The 18154-nt window shown below is 67.8% G+C and carries 18 protein-coding genes and 2 tRNA genes; 5 read left to right on the top strand and 15 right to left on the bottom strand.

The annotated features are described in order from the left end of the window. Nucleotides 1-4: 4 nt before the first annotated feature. The 3 genes from coaD to ssb all read right to left on the bottom strand — a co-directional run bounded on the left by coaD (nt 5) and on the right by ssb (nt 4134). Nucleotides 5-520, bottom strand: a complete 516-nt coding sequence (gene coaD, locus F0Q34_RS05815; protein ID WP_149811125.1) for a pantetheine-phosphate adenylyltransferase — start codon at nt 518-520, stop codon at nt 5-7. Then, a complete protein-coding gene (gyrA, locus tag F0Q34_RS05810) occupies nt 513-3293 on the bottom strand; it encodes a DNA gyrase subunit A (protein ID WP_174241980.1) in 2781 nt (926 codons plus the stop codon). The genes coaD and gyrA overlap by 8 nt, the downstream gene beginning before the upstream one ends. A gap of 319 nt (nt 3294-3612) precedes the next feature. Further along, nucleotides 3613-4134: a single-stranded DNA-binding protein gene (gene ssb, locus F0Q34_RS05805; RefSeq protein ID WP_149811124.1), complete on the bottom strand. Its 522-nt coding sequence runs from the start codon at nt 4132-4134 to the stop codon at nt 3613-3615. Nucleotides 4135-4244: 110 nt separating this feature from the next. Between ssb and uvrA the strand changes: the two genes are divergently transcribed. Further along, complete coding sequence (gene uvrA, locus F0Q34_RS05800; RefSeq protein WP_370751005.1) at nt 4245-7307, top strand: excinuclease ABC subunit UvrA; 3063 nt, start codon at nt 4245-4247, stop codon at nt 7305-7307. A gap of 60 nt (nt 7308-7367) precedes the next feature. Here the strand turns inward: uvrA and F0Q34_RS05795 are convergent, their stop codons facing one another. The 7 genes from F0Q34_RS05795 to F0Q34_RS05765 form a co-directional block, all read right to left on the bottom strand. Further along, a complete protein-coding gene (locus F0Q34_RS05795; RefSeq protein ID WP_149811123.1) occupies nt 7368-8288 on the bottom strand; it encodes an energy transducer TonB in 921 nt (306 codons plus the stop codon). After that, the gene (gene tolR / locus F0Q34_RS05790; protein WP_149811122.1) at nt 8288-8737 is read right to left on the bottom strand and encodes a protein TolR; all 450 of its coding nucleotides are present in this window, start codon (nt 8735-8737) and stop codon (nt 8288-8290) included. Before tolR ends, F0Q34_RS05795 begins: the two co-directional genes overlap by 1 nt. 6 nt (nt 8738-8743) lie before the next feature. Next, nucleotides 8744-9493 (bottom strand): MotA/TolQ/ExbB proton channel family protein, encoded by a 750-nt coding sequence (locus F0Q34_RS05785; protein ID WP_149811121.1) that lies wholly within the window; start codon nt 9491-9493, stop codon nt 8744-8746. Between the two features lie 10 nt (nt 9494-9503). Continuing rightward, the gene (locus F0Q34_RS05780; RefSeq protein ID WP_149811120.1) at nt 9504-9941 is read right to left on the bottom strand and encodes a Tat pathway signal protein; all 438 of its coding nucleotides are present in this window, start codon (nt 9939-9941) and stop codon (nt 9504-9506) included. A gap of 162 nt (nt 9942-10103) precedes the next feature. Next, nucleotides 10104-10178: transfer RNA gene (locus tag F0Q34_RS05775), tRNA-Thr, on the bottom strand. A gap of 109 nt (nt 10179-10287) precedes the next feature. Beyond that, nucleotides 10288-10530: a DUF1150 family protein gene (locus tag F0Q34_RS05770; RefSeq protein WP_149811119.1), complete on the bottom strand. Its 243-nt coding sequence runs from the start codon at nt 10528-10530 to the stop codon at nt 10288-10290. Nucleotides 10531-10591: 61 nt separating this feature from the next. Then, the gene (locus tag F0Q34_RS05765) at nt 10592-11071 is read right to left on the bottom strand and encodes an Hsp20 family protein (RefSeq protein ID WP_149811118.1); all 480 of its coding nucleotides are present in this window, start codon (nt 11069-11071) and stop codon (nt 10592-10594) included. Between the two features lie 169 nt (nt 11072-11240). On the opposite strand from F0Q34_RS05765, the gene def reads away from it, so the two are divergent. The 3 genes from def to truA are packed head-to-tail and all read left to right on the top strand — an operon-like array spanning nt 11241 to nt 13456. Next, nucleotides 11241-11774: a peptide deformylase gene (def, locus tag F0Q34_RS05760; RefSeq protein WP_149811117.1), complete on the top strand. Its 534-nt coding sequence runs from the start codon at nt 11241-11243 to the stop codon at nt 11772-11774. Continuing rightward, on the top strand, nt 11771-12691 hold the full coding sequence (gene fmt, locus F0Q34_RS05755; protein WP_149811116.1) for a methionyl-tRNA formyltransferase: 921 nt from the start codon (nt 11771-11773) through the stop codon (nt 12689-12691). The genes def and fmt overlap by 4 nt, the downstream gene beginning before the upstream one ends. 3 nt (nt 12692-12694) lie before the next feature. Further along, nucleotides 12695-13456 carry a tRNA pseudouridine(38-40) synthase TruA gene (truA, locus tag F0Q34_RS05750; protein WP_149811115.1) on the top strand — a complete coding sequence of 254 codons (762 nt, stop codon included), beginning with the start codon at nt 12695-12697 and terminating at the stop codon, nt 13454-13456. 22 nt (nt 13457-13478) lie between these two features. Here the strand turns inward: truA and F0Q34_RS05745 are convergent. The 5 genes from F0Q34_RS05745 to gatC all read right to left on the bottom strand — a co-directional run bounded on the left by F0Q34_RS05745 (nt 13479) and on the right by gatC (nt 17568). Beyond that, nucleotides 13479-13571, bottom strand: a tRNA-Ser gene (locus F0Q34_RS05745). Between the two features lie 82 nt (nt 13572-13653). Next, nucleotides 13654-14283 (bottom strand): glutathione S-transferase family protein, encoded by a 630-nt coding sequence (locus F0Q34_RS05740; protein ID WP_149811114.1) that lies wholly within the window; start codon nt 14281-14283, stop codon nt 13654-13656. 59 nt (nt 14284-14342) lie between these two features. Further along, the gene (gatB, locus tag F0Q34_RS05735; RefSeq protein ID WP_149811113.1) at nt 14343-15794 is read right to left on the bottom strand and encodes an Asp-tRNA(Asn)/Glu-tRNA(Gln) amidotransferase subunit GatB; all 1452 of its coding nucleotides are present in this window, start codon (nt 15792-15794) and stop codon (nt 14343-14345) included. Continuing rightward, nucleotides 15791-17275, bottom strand: a complete 1485-nt coding sequence (gene gatA, locus F0Q34_RS05730) for an Asp-tRNA(Asn)/Glu-tRNA(Gln) amidotransferase subunit GatA (protein ID WP_149811112.1) — start codon at nt 17273-17275, stop codon at nt 15791-15793. Before gatA ends, gatB begins: the two co-directional genes overlap by 4 nt. A 5-nt stretch (nt 17276-17280) precedes the next feature. Next, nucleotides 17281-17568, bottom strand: a complete 288-nt coding sequence (gene gatC / locus F0Q34_RS05725) for an Asp-tRNA(Asn)/Glu-tRNA(Gln) amidotransferase subunit GatC (RefSeq protein WP_149811111.1) — start codon at nt 17566-17568, stop codon at nt 17281-17283. A 66-nt stretch (nt 17569-17634) separates the two neighbouring features. On the opposite strand from gatC, the gene ruvX reads away from it, so the two are divergent. Continuing rightward, nucleotides 17635-18099 carry a Holliday junction resolvase RuvX gene (gene ruvX, locus F0Q34_RS05720; protein ID WP_149811110.1) on the top strand — a complete coding sequence of 155 codons (465 nt, stop codon included), beginning with the start codon at nt 17635-17637 and terminating at the stop codon, nt 18097-18099. The last annotated feature ends 55 nt before the right edge of the window (nt 18100-18154 follow it).

Genomic DNA, 18154 nt, shown 5'->3' with positions numbered 1-18154 from the left:
GTGGTTACTCCCTTGGATCCGCAGGGCGGAGCTGCGCGAGCGTCCGCTCCAGCGTCATCCGCGGCACGAAGGAGGAAATGTCCCCCCCGAGCCGCGCGATTTCCTTCACTAAACGCGAAGCGATGAATTGGTTCCCTTCGCTGGCCATCAGATACAACTCCTCGATTCCTGGATCGAGGCGCCGGTTCATGCCCGCCATCTGGAACTCGTAATCGAAATCCGTACCGCTGCGCAGGCCCCGGATGATGCATTGGGCGCCGACATCGCGGGCCAGGCTCACCAGCAGGCCATCGAACGGCACCACCTCGATGGTGCAGCCGCTGCCCGAGGCAACGGCCGCCGCTTCGGCGCGGACCAGTTCCACCCGCTCATCCAGCGCAAAGAGAGGCCCCTTCCCACCGCTGCGGGCGACGCCGATCACCAGGCGATCCAGCAGTCGGGCGGCACGGCCGATGATGTCCAGATGGCCATTGGTGACCGGATCGAAGGTGCCGGGATAAACGCCGGCGCGCTCAGGCATCCGGAGCATCCTCGATGGCCACCTCGGCATCCGTGCCCTGCTCCTCCACGACGGTGAAGCAGGAGGTCACCCGTTCGCCATCATCGAGCCGGAGCAGCATGACGCCCATGGCCTGCCGCCCGGTGACCCGCACCTGATCCACGGGAACCCGGATCAGCCTGCCACTGTCGGTCACCAGCATCACGTCATCACCGCCGCGCACGGGGAAGGTGGCGACCACCTCGCGGCCGGTGCGGCTTGTCAGGTTGATGTTGGTGATCCCCTGCCCGCCGCGCCCGGTGACGCGGTACTCATAGGCGGAGGAGCGCTTGCCGAAGCCGCCATCCGTGACGGTCAGCAGGATGTCCTCCAGCTCCTCCAGTTCGGCGAACCGCTCCGACGACAGCGCGATATCGCTATGGGCAGCCTCGTCGCTTTCCTCGGCCAGCGCGGCTTCCGACTCGGCTGCGGCTTCGGCGGCCTCGTCCACGCTGCGGCGGCGCTGCGCGGCCTGCTTGAGATAAGCCGCGCGCTCCTCGACGCTGGCCTCGGCATGACGCAGGACGGACAGCGCGATCACGCTGTCGCCCTTGCCCAGCCGGATGCCACGGACGCCGGTGGAGTCGCGGCCCGCGAAAACCCTCAGGGTGTCCACATCGGCGACAAAGCGGATGGCACGGCCGGCGCGTGTCGCCAGCAGCACATTGTCCCCTTCGCGGCATGTGGAGACGCCGATCAGGCTGTCGCCCTCATCGAGCTTCATGGCGATCAGGCCGGAAGATCGGACATTCTTGAAGTCGGACAGGCGATTGCGGCGCACATTGCCCTCCGCCGTGGCGAAGACCAGGTGCAGGTTCTCCCAAAGGGTCTCGTCCTGCGGCAACGGCAGCACGGCGGTGACCGATTCATTCTCCTGCAACTGCAGCAATTGCCGCAGGGAGCGCCCGCGCGCCGTCGGACCGGCTTCCGGCAGCTTCCAGACCTTCTCGCGGAAAGCGATGCCGCGGCTGGTGAAGAACAGCACCCATTGATGGGTGTGCGCGTTGAAGGACCGGATGACCACGTCATCCTGCCGCATCGACGCGCTGCTGCGGCCGCGGCCGCCCCGGTTCTGCGCCCGGAAGGTTTCCAGCGGCGTGCGCTTGACGTAGCCGTCCCGCGTCAGCGTCACCACCATCAGGCCGGGCTCGACCAGGCTTTCATCGTCCTGGTCGGCGATGCCATCGACGATCTCGGACAGGCGCGGGGAAGCGATCTGGGCGCGCACGGCGCGCAATTCGTCGCTCATCAGCTCCATGCGGCGCGGGCGGGACGACAGGATCTCCAGCAATTCACGGATCCGCCCGGACACCTCATCCAGCTCGGCGTTGATCTTCTCGCGCTCCAGGCCGGTCAGGCGCTGCAGGCGCAGCTCCAGGATGCCGCGGGCCTGTGCCTCGGTCAGCTTCACCGTATTGTCGACGATGACGTTGCCGGCATCATCGACCAGCGCCAGCAGCGGCCCCACATCGGCCACCGGCCAGTCCCGCGCCATCAGCGCCGTGCGCGCCGTCGCCGCATCGGGGCTCACGCGGATCAGCCGGATGACCTCGTCGATATTGGCCACCGCGATGGCCAGGCCAACCAGGAGGTGCCCACGGTCGCGCGCCTTGCTCAGGCGATGGCGCGAACGGCGGAGGATCACCTCCTCGCGGAAGTCGATGAAGGCGCGCAGCGCCTGCCGCAGGCCCATCTGCTGCGGCCGCCCCTCATGCAGGGCGAGGAAGTTGACCGCGAAGGATGTCTGGAGGTTGGTGTAGCGGTAGAGGTGGTTCAGCACCACTTCCGGCGTGGCGTCCTTCTTCAGCTCTACGACGATGCGCAGGCCGGAGCGGTCGCTTTCGTCGCGCAGGTCGCTGACGCCCTCGAGCTGCTTGGTGCGCACAAGGTCGGCGATCCGCTCGATCAGGACGGATTTGTTGACCTGATAAGGGATCTCCGAGATGGCGATGGCGCTGCGGCCGCCGCGCATTTCCTCGATCTCGGCCCGGGCGCGCAGAACGACGCTGCCGCGCCCGGTCTCAAATGCGGAGCGGATGCCGGCACGGCCCAGGATCAGCGCCCCGGTCGGGAAGTCCGGTCCCGGGATGATCTGCATCAGATCTTCCAGCGAGGTATCGGGCTCCGCGATCAGCTTCAGCGTGGCGTCGATCACCTCGCCCGGATTGTGCGTCGGGATGTTGGTCGCCATGCCGACGGCGATGCCATTCGCACCATTCACCAGCAGGTTGGGGAATGCGGCGGGCAGAACCTTGGGCTCATGCGCGCTTTCGTCGTAGTTCGGGCTGAAATCGACAGTGTCCTCGTCGATGCCTTCCAGCAGCGCCGTGGCGGATTTCGCGAGGCGCGCCTCGGTGTAGCGCATGGCCGCCGGCGGATCGCCGTCCATAGAGCCGAAATTGCCCTGACCATCGATCAGCGGCACGCGCAGCGAAAAGGTCTGCGCCATGCGCACCATGGCATCATAGATCGCGCTGTCGCCATGCGGGTGGTATTTACCCATCACGTCGCCGACGACACGGGCCGACTTCTTGTAGGGCTTGTCCGCCGTGAAGCCGTTCTCCTGCATGGAGAACAGGATGCGGCGGTGCACCGGCTTCAGGCCATCCCGCACGTCCGGCAAGGCGCGCGAAACAATGACGCTCATCGCATAATCGAGGTAGGAGCGGCGCATCTCCTCCTCGAGCGCGATCGGCAGCGTTCCCTCAGGCGGAATATGGCCGGACGGCCCGGTGCCGTTATCGCTCTCGCTCACGCGGTCTTCCCATGCAGCAGAATAGCGGGCAGCCGCCAGGCTCGCCCGGAGCCCGGCGGAGGGGCGCGGCCGGCGCCCCCTGCCCTGTTGATTTCCCAGTCCTTATACCGCGTTCGGCGCCCGGCGCCAAACGGGACCGGGGTGCGGCAAGCGCTGGCAAGAAGCCGTTGAGGACCGATCCGGCGAGGCCGGGCGCCAGGGCCTCCAACCGGATGATCCGCCCGGACGGGCCCGTCAGCGGAGGAAGGGCGCACCGGGTGGACGGCGCCGGAAGCCCTGGTCAAGCACAGTTCCCAGGCCGGACCCGCATACCCCCCGTTCAGAACGGGATGTCGTCGTCGAGGTCGCTGCCGCCGCCCTTGGGCGCATCCCAGCCGCCCCGCTGCGGCCGCGCCGCGCCGCCACGGTCGCCATAGCCCCCGCCCTGCCGGGCTCCGCCGCTGCCCGAACGCTCCCCGGCCTCGAAGCCGCCGCCACCGCCGGCCTCACCGCCGCGACCGTCGAGAAGGGTCAGTTCGCCGCCGAAATTGCGGATCACCACTTCGGTGGAATAGCGATCCTGGCCGGACTGGTCCTGCCACTTGCGGGTTTCCAGCTTGCCTTCGATGTAGACCTTGCTGCCCTTGCGGAGATACTTCTCCGCGATTTCGCCCACGCGCTCGTTGAAGATGGCAACCGAATGCCATTCAGTGCGCTCCTGGCGGTTGCCTTCACGGTCCTTGTAGGAATCCGTGGTGGCGAGGCGCAGATTCACCACGCGTCCGCCATTCTGGAAGTTGCGAACCTCGGGGTCCCGCCCCAGATTTCCGATCAGAATGACTTTGTTGACACTGCCGGCCATGCCGCCCGGTTCCTCATCCGCTGCCGTTCAGCCGCGCCAGCCATGCCCGGCGGCGAGCCTGGGCAGGAGATGGGGCGGCATGGCAAATTTTCAAATCTGCGCGCGCCCTGATGGGCACTCCACAACAAACTAGCCACCCGCCCGCCTTCCCACCAGTCCCCCCCTGCCGCGGCCAGGCTTCGTCGCCTTATCGGCTCTTCCCCTGCCTGGCGGATGCTGGCATGAGGAGGAGCCCAGAACACAAGGCGAACGCAGGGCCGCAGGAGCTCCCTTTGAACAAGCTGTCCAAGCAGAACCTCCCCGCCGCCGCAGGCCAGAACGACCTGATCCGCATCCGTGGCGCCCGCCAGCACAACCTCAAGAATGTCGATATCGACATCCCCAAGCATGCGCTCACGGTGATCACGGGCCTTTCGGGTTCGGGCAAGTCGTCCCTCGCCTTCGATACCATCTATGCCGAGGGCCAGCGCCGCTACGTGGAAAGCCTGTCGGCTTATGCGCGGCAGTTCCTGGAGCTGCAACAGAAGCCGGATGTGGACAGCATCGAGGGGCTGTCGCCCGCCATCTCGATCGAGCAGAAGACCACCAGCCACAATCCCCGCTCCACCGTGGGCACCGTCACGGAAATCCACGATTACATGCGCCTGCTGTGGGCCCGGGCCGGCGTGCCCTATTCCCCCGCGACAGGGCTGCCGATCGAAGCGCAGACCGTGAGCCAGATGGTGGACCGCGTGCTCGCCATGCCGGAGGGCACGCGGCTTCTGCTGCTGGCCCCGGTGGTGCGCGGCAAGAAGGGCGAGTTCCGCAAGGAACTGGCCGAATACCAGCGCCGCGGCTTCGAGCGCGTGAAGATCAATGGCGAGCTGATGCGGATCGAGGAGGCCCCCGCCCTCGACAAGCGCCGCAAGCACGACATCGAGGTGGTGGTGGACCGCGTTGTGGTCGGCAATGAGGGGCTGGCCCAGCGCCTGGCGGATTCATTCGAGACCGCCCTCGGCCTGGCCGATGGCGTCGCCTATGCCGAGAACGCCGACAGTGCCGAGCGCACCGTCTTCAGCAGCCGCTATGCCTGCCCGGTTTCCGGCTTCACGCTGGAGGAGGTCGAACCGCGGCTGTTCTCCTTCAACTCTCCCCAGGGCGCCTGCCCCGCCTGCGACGGGCTGGGAACCGAAAGCTTCTTCGACCCCGCCCTGGTGGTGCCGGATGAAGAGCGCAGTCTTTCGGACGGCGCCATCGCCGCCTGGTCCGGCAACAGCGCCCCTTATTACGACCAGACGCTGGAGAGCCTGGCCAAGCACTTCAAGGTCAAGACCAGCACCCCGTGGAGCGATCTGCCCACCGCCTTCCGGGATGCGGTGCTGAATGGCACGGGTTCGGAGGTGGTGGCGCTGCGCTACAAGGACGGGCTGCGCGCCTATGAGGTGAAGAAGCCCTTCGAGGGCGTGCTGCCGAACCTGGCCCGGCGCCTGCGCGAAACCGACAATCCCTGGGTGCGGGAGGATCTCGCCCGCTATCAGGCCGATCGCCCCTGCCATGCCTGCTGCGGCGCCCGCCTGAAGCCGGAAGCGTTGTCGGTGAAGATCGCTGGACGGCATATCGCCGAAACCAGCGAGCTGTCGATCCGCAACGCCTTGCCCTGGTTCGAGGGGGTCGAGGCCACGCTGACGCCTCAGCGGGCCGAGATCGCCCGCCGCATTCTCAAGGAAATCGTCGAGCGGCTGCGCTTCCTGCTGGATGTGGGGCTCGACTACCTGTCGCTGTCCCGTTCCTCCGCCACGTTGTCGGGCGGAGAGAGCCAGCGCATCCGGCTGGCCTCGCAGATCGGCTCAGGTCTGACCGGGGTGCTGTATGTGCTGGATGAGCCCTCCATCGGCCTGCACCAGCGCGACAATGAGCGGCTGCTGACCACGCTGCGGCGGCTGCGCGACCTCGGCAACACCGTCCTGGTGGTGGAGCATGACGAGGACGCGATCCGCACGGCGGACCACCTGATCGACATCGGCCCCGCCGCCGGCGCCGGCGGCGGCCGCGTCATCGCCCAGGGCACGCCGGAGGAAGTGGCGCGCCATCCGGACAGCGTGACGGGGGCGTATCTGTCGGGCCGGCGCAGCATTCCCGTGCCTTCCAAGCGCCGCCCCGCCGATCCTGATCGAACGCTGCGGGTCGTGGGCGCGCGGGGCAACAATCTGCGCGATGTTTCGGCCGACATACCGCTCGGCACCTTCACCTGCGTCACGGGCGTATCGGGCGGCGGCAAGAGCACCTTCACGGTGGAAACCCTGTACAAGGCCACCGCCCGCCGCCTGATGGGCGCCGGCACCGTGCCGGCACCGCATGACCGGATCGAGGGGCTGGAGCATCTCGACAAGATCATCGACATCGACCAGTCGCCGATCGGCCGCACGCCGCGCTCCAACCCTGCCACCTATACCGGGCTGTTCGCGCCGATCCGCGACTGGTTCGCGGAGCTGCCGGACAGCCGCTCGCGCGGCTACAAGCCGGGGCGCTTCTCCTTCAACGTCAAGGGCGGGCGCTGCGAGGCCTGCCAGGGCGATGGCGTGCTGAAGATCGAGATGCACTTCCTGCCCGATGTCTACGTCACTTGCGACACCTGCAAGGGCAAGCGCTACAACCGCGAAACGCTGGAGGTGCGGTTCCGCGGCAAGTCCATCGCCGACGTGCTGGAAATGACGGTGGACGAGGCGGTGGAGTTCTTTTCCGCCGTGCCGGCCATCCGGGAGAAGCTGCGGGTGCTGAAGGAAGTGGGCCTCGGCTACATCCATCTCGGGCAGCAGGCCACCACCCTGTCGGGCGGCGAGGCGCAGCGCATCAAGCTGTCCAAGGAACTGTCCCGCCGTGCCACCGGCCGCACGCTCTACATCCTCGACGAGCCGACCACCGGCTTGCATTTCGAGGATGTGCGCAAGCTGCTGGAGGTGCTCCACCAACTCGTGGACCAGGGCAACACCGTTGTGGTGATCGAGCACAATCTGGAGGTGATCAAGACCGCCGACTGGATCCTGGATCTTGGTCCGGAAGGCGGCGATGGCGGCGGCCAGATCGTGGCCGAGGGAACGCCGGAGCAAGTCGCCGCCGTGGCGGCCAGCCACACGGGTCGCTTCCTGGCGCCACTGTTGCCGGCCAAGCCGGCGGCCCGCCGCAAACGCGCCTGATGCGGCACGAAGCGGCGGCGCCGGGATATCCTGACGCCGCCGCATCCATCCTGAGGCATTTCAGCGCAAGCTGAAGTTGACGGGCACCGCCAGTTCCACCGTGCTGCCAGGCAGATCGTCAGGCGGGGGCGGCAGCGGGGATGCGCGCTCGATCATCTCGCCAACGGCTCGGTCTAGCTCCGCATGGCCGGTGCTGCGCACGACCTGCCAGCTCAGCACACGGCCACCGCGGTCCAGGTGGAAGTTCAGAACCGCCGTGCCTTCCTGCCGCCGGATCCGGGCCGAATTGGGATAACGCTTGGCGCGGGCCAGAGCCGCATTGAGGCGGCTGATGTAGCTCGCCGGCGGCGCCGCCATGCGGCCGGGCGGCGCCGGGGCAGCGGCGGCCGATGGCGCGGAAGGCGCGGGAGCAGGGGCGGCATCCGCCCGCCGCGGGGCGTCGGATGAAGGGGAAGGACGGGCGACCGGGCGCGGCGGCGCGGGCCTGGGCGGCGGCGGCGCGGCCTGCACGGGTGGCGGAGGCGCGGCCGGCGGCGGCGGCGGAAGCTCCGCTTCCAGGATGGGGGCGGTTTCGGGTTCGGCCGCCGGCACGGGTTCGGGTGGAATGGGGGTCGGCTCGGGCGGGGCCTCCGCCATGATGGCCTCGGGCGGCGCCACTTGCGTCATGTCCGGCGGCGGAACCGTCTCCAGCGGCGGCGGCTGTGCCTCCACGCGCTCGGCCGGCACCGGCTCCGCCGTGACGGGCTCCGCCGCCACCGGCTCGGCGGCTTCCACCAGTTCGCTGGGGTCCGACACGTCGTTGGTGGGCGCCGCCGGAAGCGCCGCGACTTCCAACGGGATGATCACGGGCGGGGGCGGCGGATGTGAAGGCAGGCCGAACACCAGGAAAGCGGCCGCCCCGCCATGCAGCAACACGGAAGCGCCCCAGCCGATGGAGCGGAAACGCGGCATCCCTGGCGCGGTGACGCTGTATCCGCTCATCAGCGCGCCTGCACGGCCGGACCGGGCTCGGCCTCCGCGATCAGGGAAACGCGGCTGATGCCGGCCTGGGTCACCAGGCCCATCACCTTCAGAACTTCGCCATAGGGAGCCGAACGGTCGCCGCGGACATAAACCGGCGCATCCGGGTCTTCCTCATGAAGGCTGCGCAGCCGGCTGGTGAGCTCCGTGCGGGCGATCTCATCCTGGCGAAGAAAGACCCGGCCATCCGCCGCCACCGTCAGAACCGTGGGCGGGCGCTGCGCGGCAGCCCGGGGCGCGGCGGTCTTGGGCAGTTCCACCGGAACGCCAACCACCATCATCGGGGCCGCGACCATGAAGATGATCAGCAGCACCAGCATGACGTCGACCAGGGGCGTGACGTTCATGTCAGCCATTGGCAGCAGGCCATCGTCATCGCCCCCGCCCCCGCCCATACCGGAGAATGCCATGGCTGATTACTCGGCTGCGGCGCTGGCGCGGTGATGGCCCAGCTGCGGCGGCCGGCGGGACAGGTTGGAGGCCAGGTCGCCCAGCGCCGCCTGCCCTTCCTGCCGCAGGCGGTTCAGGCGAACCAGCAGGCGGTTATAGGCCATCACGGCCGGGATCGCCGCAACCAGGCCGATGGCCGTGGCGAACAGCGCCTCCGCGATGCCGGGCGCCACCACGGCCAGGGAGGTATCATTGCTCTGCGCGATGCCAGCGAAGCTGTTCATGATGCCCCAGACGGTGCCGAACAGGCCGATGAAGGGTGCCACGGCGCCGGTGGTGGCCAGGAAAGGCAACCCCGGTTCAGCCCGGCGCAGCGAGGCGGCAAGGGCATGGCGCATGGCATGCTCCATCCGGTGCCGGTACTCGAAGCGGCTTTCGCCCGCCTCGCGCCCGTCGCGCCATTCCCGGGTGCCGGCACGCAGAACCTGGGAAGCCAGTTCCTCCCCCTGCGGCTGCTGCGGAGCGGCCGCGCCCGGGACAGACGCGGCGGCCAGGACCCGGATCTCCCGCGCCAGGCGCGTGAGCAGCATCGACTTCTCGACAATGATGGCCCAGCAGATCACCGACGCCAAAGCCAGGGCGATCATCACACCCTTGACCACCCAGTCCGCCTGGAGAAACAGGCCCAGCATCGACAGATCGGGATGCGCCGGAAGGATCACGTCATTCACGGGAGGCATCGCGGCGGTGCCTGGGATGGCGTCGGTCGGGTTCATCGCGATGTTCTCACTTCTCGAAAGGTACGCCGCTGACGCGGGAGGCGAGGTTGAGGCGCGGCAGGCAAGCGGCCCGCCCTTCCGCCTCCGGCCCGCAGGCCAGCAGGTCGTTCAGCAGGATGGAGCCGATGCCGTCGCAATTCTGGCCGCTCAGGTCGAAGATGCGTGCCATCGTCTTTTCCCCAGGCAGGGGTCCGACATCCAGCGCCAGGCGACGTGCCACCACCCCGTCCTTGCCGAAGACCAGGAGGTCCAGGCGGAGCGGATCGACCGCCTCGGCCGCCGGGTTGCGCAACACCAGCCATACGCGGCAGCCTTCCTGCCGCGCTTCCAGGCGGTTCAGCTCAAGCCCGATCGGTGACCTGGCTGGCTGAGCCATCGGCGATTGCGGCAGCAGCATCGAGGCTGCGGCGATTCCGAGAGCAACAAGCGTCCGGCGAACCAGCATGACGGCATCCTTCGCAGATGCGGGCGCTTATGCCGTCATTGCGACGCGCTTGCAATGCGAATGACTCGCAATCATGAGCCATCAGGGATGCAGCACGGTCAAATCGACGCGTGATGGCGCCCTGCCTTCAGGAAGCATGCACCAGATTGTGTGGGGAAAGGCTGGTGCCGACGCCCGGGATTGAACCGGGGACCTACTGATTACGAATCAGTTGCTCTACCGCTGAGCTACGTCGGCGCCTGCGCCGCGCTATCTAACGGCCCCGCGCGGCCAGGGCAACGGCTGCGAAGGCCGGAGATGCAAGAAAACGCCCGGAATCCGCCTGGCCATCCTGGCAGAGTGCTTGTCAGTGGACGAGCACCGGCACCATTTCGTGCTGCAGGATCGCAGCCGTCGCCAGGCCGGTATCGGGCGCGGCGCCAATCTGCGTGCCGTCGGCGGCATGAATGGCCACAACGGCCTGCCCATCGACGATGATGGGCCGGATATAGGCGATCTGGTCTGCCCCGAAGCGGGCCCAATCCGCAGCGGTCAACTGGCGCAGCGCGTCAGAAGCAGCGAATGGGCGGGTAGCATTCTCCTTGATCATGAACTGATCTCCTTTTTGTCCCCGTTACGGCGGACGAAACCCGGATCGACCCGGGTGATCATCAGGATTGACGCTCGGGCTCAGAATGGGACCCAAGCAAGCCACTGCCCATCAACGACCGACCAGGCTGGCTGCCGCGCGTGCCGATCTGGATGGCCTTGACCCGGACCTCGGGCTGCGGGCGCTTCAGGTCGATATGCAGCAGGCCGTTGTCGAGCCATGCCCCCTCCACCTCGATACCTTCCGCCAGGACGAAGGCGCGCTGAAACTGCCTGGCGGCAATACCTCTGTGAAGGAATATACGCCCTTCGGCCTCCTCGCGTTGCTTCCCCCGGACAACAAGCTGATTGTCTTCCTGCGTGATCTGCAGGTCGTCCATGCTGAAGCCGGCAACCGCCAGGGTGATCCGTAGCCGGTTATCGCCAGTTTGTTCGATGTTGTAGGGGGGATAGCCGTCCGAGTTCTTGGCCACCCGGTCGAGCATCTGCTCAAGGTGGTCGAAGCCAAGAAACAGCGGCGAGCCGAAAAGCGAGCGGGACATCGGTCTGGCAAACTCCTCAGGGGTGAGCGAGTCATGCCGGAGGCCCGTGGCACCTCCGGCCACACCAGATGTGTCATTTTTGCCAGGCAATGCAAGGGGCGACACCAACAAGCCACGCCTCCGTATCCCGGTTGAAGCCGGCCCTGCCGGGCGGTAGAGCAACCTTCCCATGCCCGATCCCGACCTCCTGCCGATCCTTTTCGTTCCCGCCCCCCAGCTGCGCGCCAAGGCGCGGGCGGTGACCCCCGATGACATGGACACCGTGCGCGCCCTCGCCCCGCGAATGCTGGCCACCATGTATAAGGCGCCCGGCATCGGCCTGGCCGCGCCGCAGATCGGCTCCCTGCTGCGCCTGGTGGTGATCGACCTGCAGCCCGACGACAAGCCCGAGCCGCTGGTCATGGTGAACCCTGAGATCGTCGCGGCCAGCGCCGAAACGGCGCTGCGGGAGGAAGGCTGCCTTTCCCTTCCGAACCAGTATGCCGAGGTCGAGCGTCCGGCCGAGGTCAAGGTGCGTTGGCTGGACCTGGAAGGCCGCCGGCAGGAAATGGAGGCGGACGGCCTGCTGGCCACCTGCATCCAGCACGAGATCGACCATCTGAATGGCGTCCTGTTCGTGGATTACCTTTCGGCGCTGAAGCGCAACATGCTCCTTCGCAAGCTCGCCAAGGAACTGAAGCTGCAGGAGCGGGACAAGGCATGAGCCCCCTCCGGCTCGCCTTCATGGGGAGCCCCGACTTCGCCGTGCCCGCGCTGGAAGCGCTGCATCAGGCGGGCCACGACATCGCCGTGGTTTATACGCAGCCGCCACGCCCCGCGGGCCGGGGTCAGCGCGAGACCCCCTGCCCGGTTCATCGCAAGGCCCTCGAACTCGGCCTGCCGACCCGCCATCCCGTTCGCCTGCGGCGGGACGAGGCCGAACACCGGGCCTTCGCCGACCTTGGCCTGGATGCGGCCGTGGTTGCCGCCTATGGGCTGATCCTGCCCTCCGCCATGCTGTCGGCGCCCCGGCGCGGCTGTCTGAACATCCATGCCTCGCTGCTGCCGCGCTGGCGGGGCGCCGCCCCCATCCAGGCCGCGATCCTGGCGGGAGACACGGAAACGGGCATCACCATCATGCAGATGGATGAAGGGCTGGACACCGGCCCGATGCTGCTTTCAGGGCGGGTTCCCATCCGGGAAACGGATGGAGTGCAGGTTGTCCATGACGCTCTCGCCGGGCTTGGGTGCGAGCTGATCCTGCGGGCGCTGGAAGAAGATCCGCCGCCGGTTCCGCAGCCGGAGGATGGCGCCACCTACGCGCCGAAGCTCAGTAAGGCCGATGGGCAGATGCCCTGGTCCGAGGACGCCACAGCCCTTGCCCGCCGTGTCCGCGCGCTGAACCCGTGGCCGGGCACCTTCTTCCTGCATCAGGGGCAGCCGGTTCGCGTGACCGAAGCCGTGGCGGATGACGCCGCCGGCGACGTCCCGCCAGGGACGGTGCTGGATGGCCTTCCGCGCATCGCCTGCGGCAGGGGCGCCCTCCGGCTTCTCCAACTCCAGCGGCCAGGCCGGGCCAGCCAGCCGGCGGATGCCTTTCTGCGCGGCTATGCGCTGCCGCCTGGAACGATTCTGGGCTGAACCATGCCCCGCTATGCCCTTCTCGTCGAATATGACGGCACCCCTTTCGTGGGCTGGCAACGCCAATCCAGCGGCCTTTCGGTGCAGCAGGTGCTGGAGGAGGCGGCCGCCTCCCTGAATGGTGGCGTGCCGGCGCCCACCATGGCCTCCGGCCGCACCGATGCCGGGGTGCATGCCGCCGGGCAGGTGGTGCAGATCAGCATCACACTGGACCTGGCGCCGGAACGGCTGCGTGAGGCCTTGAACTTCCACAGCCGGCCGCATCCCGTCAGCATCCTCCGGGCCGCCCGCGCCCCTGATGGCTGGTCAGCCCGCTTTTCCTGCGTGGGACGGGGCTATCGCTATCGCATCCTCAACCGGCGCGCGCGCCCTGCCCTGGATGCCGGCCGCGTCTGGCATGTCCAGGCTGCGCTGGATGCCGAGGCCATGCATCGCGCGGCCCAGGCACTGCTCGGCAGGCATGACTTCTCGGCTTTCCGGGCCGCCGCCTGCCAGGCCAAGGACGCCCTTCGCACCCTCGACAGGCTGGATGTCACGCGGCAGGGCGACGAGGTGGTGGTGCAGACCGAAGCCCGCTCCTTTCTGCACCATCAGGTCCGCAACATGGTGGGAACCCTTGCGCAGGTCGGCCTTGGCCGCCGCCCCGTGGAATGGCCGCAGCAATTGCTGGAAGGGCGCGACCGCACATTGGCCGGACAGAATGCGCCGGCCGAGGGGCTGACATTCCTGTTTGCCCGCTACCGGGAGCCATTGGATTGGCGGTGAAGCAGGATTGATGTTGGGAAGATGGCGGAGGGGATGGGATTCGAACCCACGAAACGGGTTATCCCCGTTTAACGGTTTAGCAAACCGCCGCCTTCGGCCACTCGGCCACCCCTCCGCAGGGTTTTGAAGTTACACGGCGTATGCAGGCGTGCTTCTAGCGGCGGCCGAAGGCTTCGTCAAATGGCAAAGGGCCGTGCTTAAGCCAGCGCAACCTCGAAACCACGCGCCACCGCCGGCCGCGCCATCATCCGCTCATACCAGGCACGCACATTGGGATAATCCGCGAGATCCACCTGGTGCCGCTCATGCCGCCAGGCCCAGCCGATCACGGCATAATCGGCGATGCTCGGCTCTCCTTCGGTGGCCAGGAAGGTCCGGCCCGCCAGATGCTTGTCCATGACCCCGTAGAGCCGGCGCGTTTCCTTGCCGTAGCGCTCCAGGCCGAAGTCGCGGGCCGGGCCTTCCGGCTGGCCGAGGAAGAAATGCACCTGCCCTGGCATGGGGCCGAAGCCGCCCATCTGCCACATAAGCCATTCATGAACGGCGGTGCGGCTGCGCGCATCGGCAGGCATGCCCTTGCCGGTCTTCTCGGCCAGATAAAGCAGGATGGCGCCGGATTCGAAGACGCTGATCGGCTTCCCGCCCGGCCCCTCCGAATCGACAATGGCCGGGATCTTGTTGTTGGGTGCGATCTTCAGGAACTCAGGGTCGAATTGCTCGCCCTTGGTGATGTTGATGACCTTCACCTCGTAAGGCAGGCCCATCTCCTCCAGCGCCACGCTGATCTTGCGGCCGTTGGGGGTGTTGTAGGTGTAGAGGGTGATCATGCCGTGGCGCTTCCATTCCTGCGGTTCCCAGGAACGGAAGCGTGGCACGGCATGGCCGGTCAGGCCAGCTTGCGCTTGAGGATCTCGTTCACCAGCGCCGGGTTGCCCTTGCCCTGCATGGCCTTCATGGTCTGGCCGACAAAGAAGCCGAAAAGCTTGTCCTTGCCGCTGCGGTATTCGGCCACCTTGTCGGCGTTCTTGGCCATGACCTCGTCGATCATCGCCTCGATGGCGCCGGTATCGGTCACCTGCTTCAGCCCGCGCTCCTCGACAATGGCGGCGGGCGGCTTGCCCGTCTCGAACATCGCTTCCAGAACTTCCTTGGCCAGCTTGCCGGACAGCGTGCCGTCCTTGATCAGGTCCAGCAGCCCGCCAAGGTTCTCGGCGGAAACCGGCGAATCGCCGATGCTGTGGCCGGTGCGGTTCAGGCCCGCGAAGAAATCGCCGGTGACCCAGTTGGCCGCCATCTTCGGGTCGCGGCCAGCGGCCACGGTTTCGTAGAAAGCCGCCGTTTCCTTTTCCAGCGTCAGCACATGGGCATCGTAGGGCGTCAGGCCGTATTCGCCGACATAGCGGGCACGCCGCTCATCCGGCAGTTCCGGCAGGCCGGCCTTGACCTGGTCCACCCAATCCTGCTGCAGCACCAGCGGCGGCAGGTCGGGGTCGGGGAAGTAGCGGTAGTCATGCGCGTCCTCCTTGGAGCGCATGGAGCGCGTTTCGCCGCGGGTGGTGTCGAACAGGCGGGTTTCCTGCACCACCTCCTCGCCCGCTTCCCACACCTCGATCTGGCGCCGCGCCTCGGCCTCCACCGCCTGCATGACGAAGCGGATGGAGTTGACGTTCTTCACCTCGCAGCGCGTGCGGAACCCCTCGCCCGGCTTGCGGACGGAGACGTTCACGTCCGCGCGCAGCGAGCCCTGCTCCATGTTGCCGTCGCAGGTGCCGAGATAGCGCAGGATCTGGCGCAGCTTGGTCAGGTAGGCGCCGGCCTCCTCCGGGGAGCGCATGTCAGGCTCGGAGACGATCTCCATCAGCGCGACGCCGGACCGGTTCAGGTCGATATACGACTTGTTCGGGTGCTGGTCGTGCAGCGACTTGCCGGCATCCTGCTCCAGGTGCAGGCGGGTGATGCCGATCATCTTGGTGCTGCCATCCGGCAGCTCGATCTGGATCTCGCCCTGGCCGATCACCGGGAACTGGTACTGGCTGATCTGGTAGCCCTGCGGCAGGTCGGCATAGAAGTAGTTCTTGCGGTCGAAGCGCGACCACAGATTGACCTGGGCCTTCAGCCCCAGCCCGGTCCGCACCGCCTGGGCCACGCATTCGCGGTTGATCACCGGCAGCATGCCGGGGAAGCCCGCATCGATGAACGACACCTGCGTGTTCGGCTCGGCGCCGAACTCCGTCGCGGCGCCGCTGAACAGCTTGGCCTCGGAGGTGACCTGGGCATGCACTTCCAGCCCGATCACCACTTCCCAGGCGCCGGTCGCGCCCTCGATCGTGTAGCTCATGCCGCGGCCCTCAGCGCCGGAAGGGCGGAAAAGCCGGCATTGCGCTCGATGGCACGGCCGACAGCGAACACCGTTTCCTCGTCGAAGCGGCGGCCGAGGATCTGCAAGCCCAGCGGCAGGCCCTTGGCATCCTGGCCGGCCGGCACGGATAGGCCAGGGATGCCGGCCAGGTTGGCCGTCACGGTGAAGACGTCATTCAGGTACATGGCCACAGGATCATCCTGCTTCTCGTCACGTCCGAAGGCTGCGGAAGGCGTGGTGGGGGCGAGGATGGCGTCCACCTGTTCCCAGGCATGGTCGAAATCCTGGCGGATCAGCGCCCGCACCTGCTGCGCCTTGACGTAATAGGCGTCGTAATAGCCGGCGCTCAGCACATAGGTGCCGATCAGGATGCGGCGCTTCACTTCCTCGCCGAAGCCGGCGGCGCGGGTGCGCTCATACAGGTCCTTCAGATCCTCGCCATTCTCGCGCAGGCCGAAGCGCACGCCGTCATAGCGCGCGAGGTTGGAGGAAGCCTCGGCCGGCGCCACGATGTAGTAGGTCGGCAGGGCGTATTTCGTGTGCGGCAGGCTGATCTCCACCAGCGTGGCGCCCTCGGCCTTCAGCCAGGCCATACCCTGCTCCCACAGCGCGGCGATCTCGGCCGGCAGGCCGTCCAGGCGGTATTCGCGCGGGATGCCGATGCGCAGGCCCTTCACGCCCCGCTCGCAGGCGGCGGCGAAATCGGGCACCGGCAGGTCGGCGCTGGTGGAATCCCGCGGGTCGAAGCCCGCCATGGAGTTCAGCAGGATGGCGCAATCCTCGACCGTGCGCGCCACCGGCCCCGCCTGGTCGAGCGAGGAGGCATAGGCGATGATGCCGAAGCGCGAGCAGCGGCCATAGGTCGGCTTGATGCCGGCGACGCCGCAGAAGGCGGCCGGTTGGCGGATCGAGCCGCCCGTGTCGGTCGCCGTGGCGCCAAGCGCCAGCCGTGCCGCCACCGCCGCGGCCGAGCCGCCGGAGGAGCCGCCGGGCACCAGCACCGTGCCTTCCTCGCCCTGGCGCTTCCACGGGTTCTCCACCGCGCCGAAGGCGGAGGAGGTGTTGGATGAGCCCATGGCGAATTCGTCGAGATTCGCCTTGCCGAGGAACACCGCGCCGTCGCGCAGAAGCTGGGACGTCACCGTGCTTTCATAGGGCGGCACGAAATCGCCCAGGATCCTGCTGGCCGCCGTGGTGCGCGTGCCGGCGGTGCAGAACAGGTCCTTGATGGCCAGCGGCAGGCCGGTCAGCGGCTTGGCCTCACCACGGGCCAGCGCCGCGTCGGCGGCCTCGGCCTGGGCCAGCGCCTGCTCCGGCGTCACGGTGATGAAGGCGTTGAGGCGCGGGTTCAGGGCCTCGATCGCCTCCAGATGGGCGCGCGTCAGCTCCACGGCGCTGATCTCGCGCCGCGCCAGGGCGGCGCGGGCGCCGGCCAGGGTCAGGTCGGTGGCTGCGGTCATGCCGGTCACTCCACCACCTTGGGCACGGCGAAGAAGGCGCCGGCGCGGTCCGGCGCGTTGGCCAGCACCTCCTCCTGGACGCCGCCATCGGTGACGCGGTCCTCCCGCATGCGAAGGGCCTCGGCGCCGCCGCCGGCCACGGGCTCGACGCCGGTCGTGTCCACGGCCTGCAACTGCTCGATCCAGCCCAGGATTCCGTTCAGTTCGGCTTCAAGGCGCGGCAGGTCATCCTCCTCGACCCTGAGGCGGGCGAGCGAGGCGACGCGCCGGACTGTGGCGGTGTCGAGCGACATTCTTTTTCTTCCGGAAGTGATCAGGTCGGGTTTGCGCGCAAACGGGACCGGACCATAAACACCGCCATGCCCCTCATCAACCTGACCGAGCTTCGCGCCGCCCTGCCCCCAGGTCAAAGGCTGATCGGGCTCGACCCCGGCAAGAAGACCATCGGCATCGCCCTGACGGACGTGATGCTGATGCTGGCCAGCCCATATCAGGGCCTTCCGCGCGGAAAGCTGACCGCGAATGCCGCCGCCATCGCCGCGATCGCCCGCAAGGAAGGCGCCGGGGGGCTGGTGGTGGGCCTTCCGCTCGGGCTCGACGGCTCCTTCGGCCCGGCCGCGCAGGCGGCGAAGGACTGGGCCATCGCCGTCTCGGAGGCGGTGAACCTGCCGGCGGCGCTGTGGGACGAGCGGCTGTCCTCCTCCGCCGTGAACCGCATGCTGGTGGAGGAAGCCGACATGACCCGCGCCCGGCGCGCCAAGGTCGTGGACGCGGCGGCGGCCGCGTACATGCTCCAGGCCGCCCTGGATGCCACCGGCCGTTGAGGGGACACCCCTCTTCCGGCACCGGGCATGCGCCGTTATGGTCGCCCACCTCCTA

Source organism: Teichococcus oryzae (assembly GCF_008386565.1).
Lineage (GTDB): Bacteria > Pseudomonadota > Alphaproteobacteria > Acetobacterales > Acetobacteraceae > Pseudoroseomonas > Pseudoroseomonas oryzae.
This window is presented reverse-complemented; position numbering and strand designations above follow the sequence as displayed.

Excerpts from the sequence above, each read along its gene's own strand:
- F0Q34_RS05740 (WP_149811114.1), bottom strand. The coding sequence starts at position 14,283 with ATGATCACCCTCTACACCTACAACACCCCCAACGGCCGCAAGATCAGC.
- uvrA (WP_370751005.1), top strand. The coding sequence starts at position 4,245 with ATGGGCACTCCACAACAAACTAGCCACCCGCCCGCCTTCCCACCAGTC.
- coaD (WP_149811125.1), bottom strand. The coding sequence starts at position 520 with ATGCCTGAGCGCGCCGGCGTTTATCCCGGCACCTTCGATCCGGTCACC.
- gatC (WP_149811111.1), bottom strand. The coding sequence starts at position 17,568 with ATGTCGCTCGACACCGCCACAGTCCGGCGCGTCGCCTCGCTCGCCCGC.
- def (WP_149811117.1), top strand. The coding sequence starts at position 11,241 with ATGCCCGATCCCGACCTCCTGCCGATCCTTTTCGTTCCCGCCCCCCAG.
- gatB (WP_149811113.1), bottom strand. The coding sequence starts at position 15,794 with ATGAGCTACACGATCGAGGGCGCGACCGGCGCCTGGGAAGTGGTGATC.
- F0Q34_RS05770 (WP_149811119.1), bottom strand. The coding sequence starts at position 10,530 with ATGATCAAGGAGAATGCTACCCGCCCATTCGCTGCTTCTGACGCGCTG.
- F0Q34_RS05795 (WP_149811123.1), bottom strand. The coding sequence starts at position 8,288 with ATGAGCGGATACAGCGTCACCGCGCCAGGGATGCCGCGTTTCCGCTCC.
- F0Q34_RS05785 (WP_149811121.1), bottom strand. The coding sequence starts at position 9,493 with ATGAACCCGACCGACGCCATCCCAGGCACCGCCGCGATGCCTCCCGTG.
- ruvX (WP_149811110.1), top strand. The coding sequence starts at position 17,635 with ATGCCCCTCATCAACCTGACCGAGCTTCGCGCCGCCCTGCCCCCAGGT.
- truA (WP_149811115.1), top strand. The coding sequence starts at position 12,695 with ATGCCCCGCTATGCCCTTCTCGTCGAATATGACGGCACCCCTTTCGTG.
- F0Q34_RS05780 (WP_149811120.1), bottom strand. The coding sequence starts at position 9,941 with ATGCTGGTTCGCCGGACGCTTGTTGCTCTCGGAATCGCCGCAGCCTCG.
- ssb (WP_149811124.1), bottom strand. The coding sequence starts at position 4,134 with ATGGCCGGCAGTGTCAACAAAGTCATTCTGATCGGAAATCTGGGGCGG.
- gatA (WP_149811112.1), bottom strand. The coding sequence starts at position 17,275 with ATGACCGCAGCCACCGACCTGACCCTGGCCGGCGCCCGCGCCGCCCTG.
- F0Q34_RS05765 (WP_149811118.1), bottom strand. The coding sequence starts at position 11,071 with ATGTCCCGCTCGCTTTTCGGCTCGCCGCTGTTTCTTGGCTTCGACCAC.
- tolR (WP_149811122.1), bottom strand. The coding sequence starts at position 8,737 with ATGGCATTCTCCGGTATGGGCGGGGGCGGGGGCGATGACGATGGCCTG.
- fmt (WP_149811116.1), top strand. The coding sequence starts at position 11,771 with ATGAGCCCCCTCCGGCTCGCCTTCATGGGGAGCCCCGACTTCGCCGTG.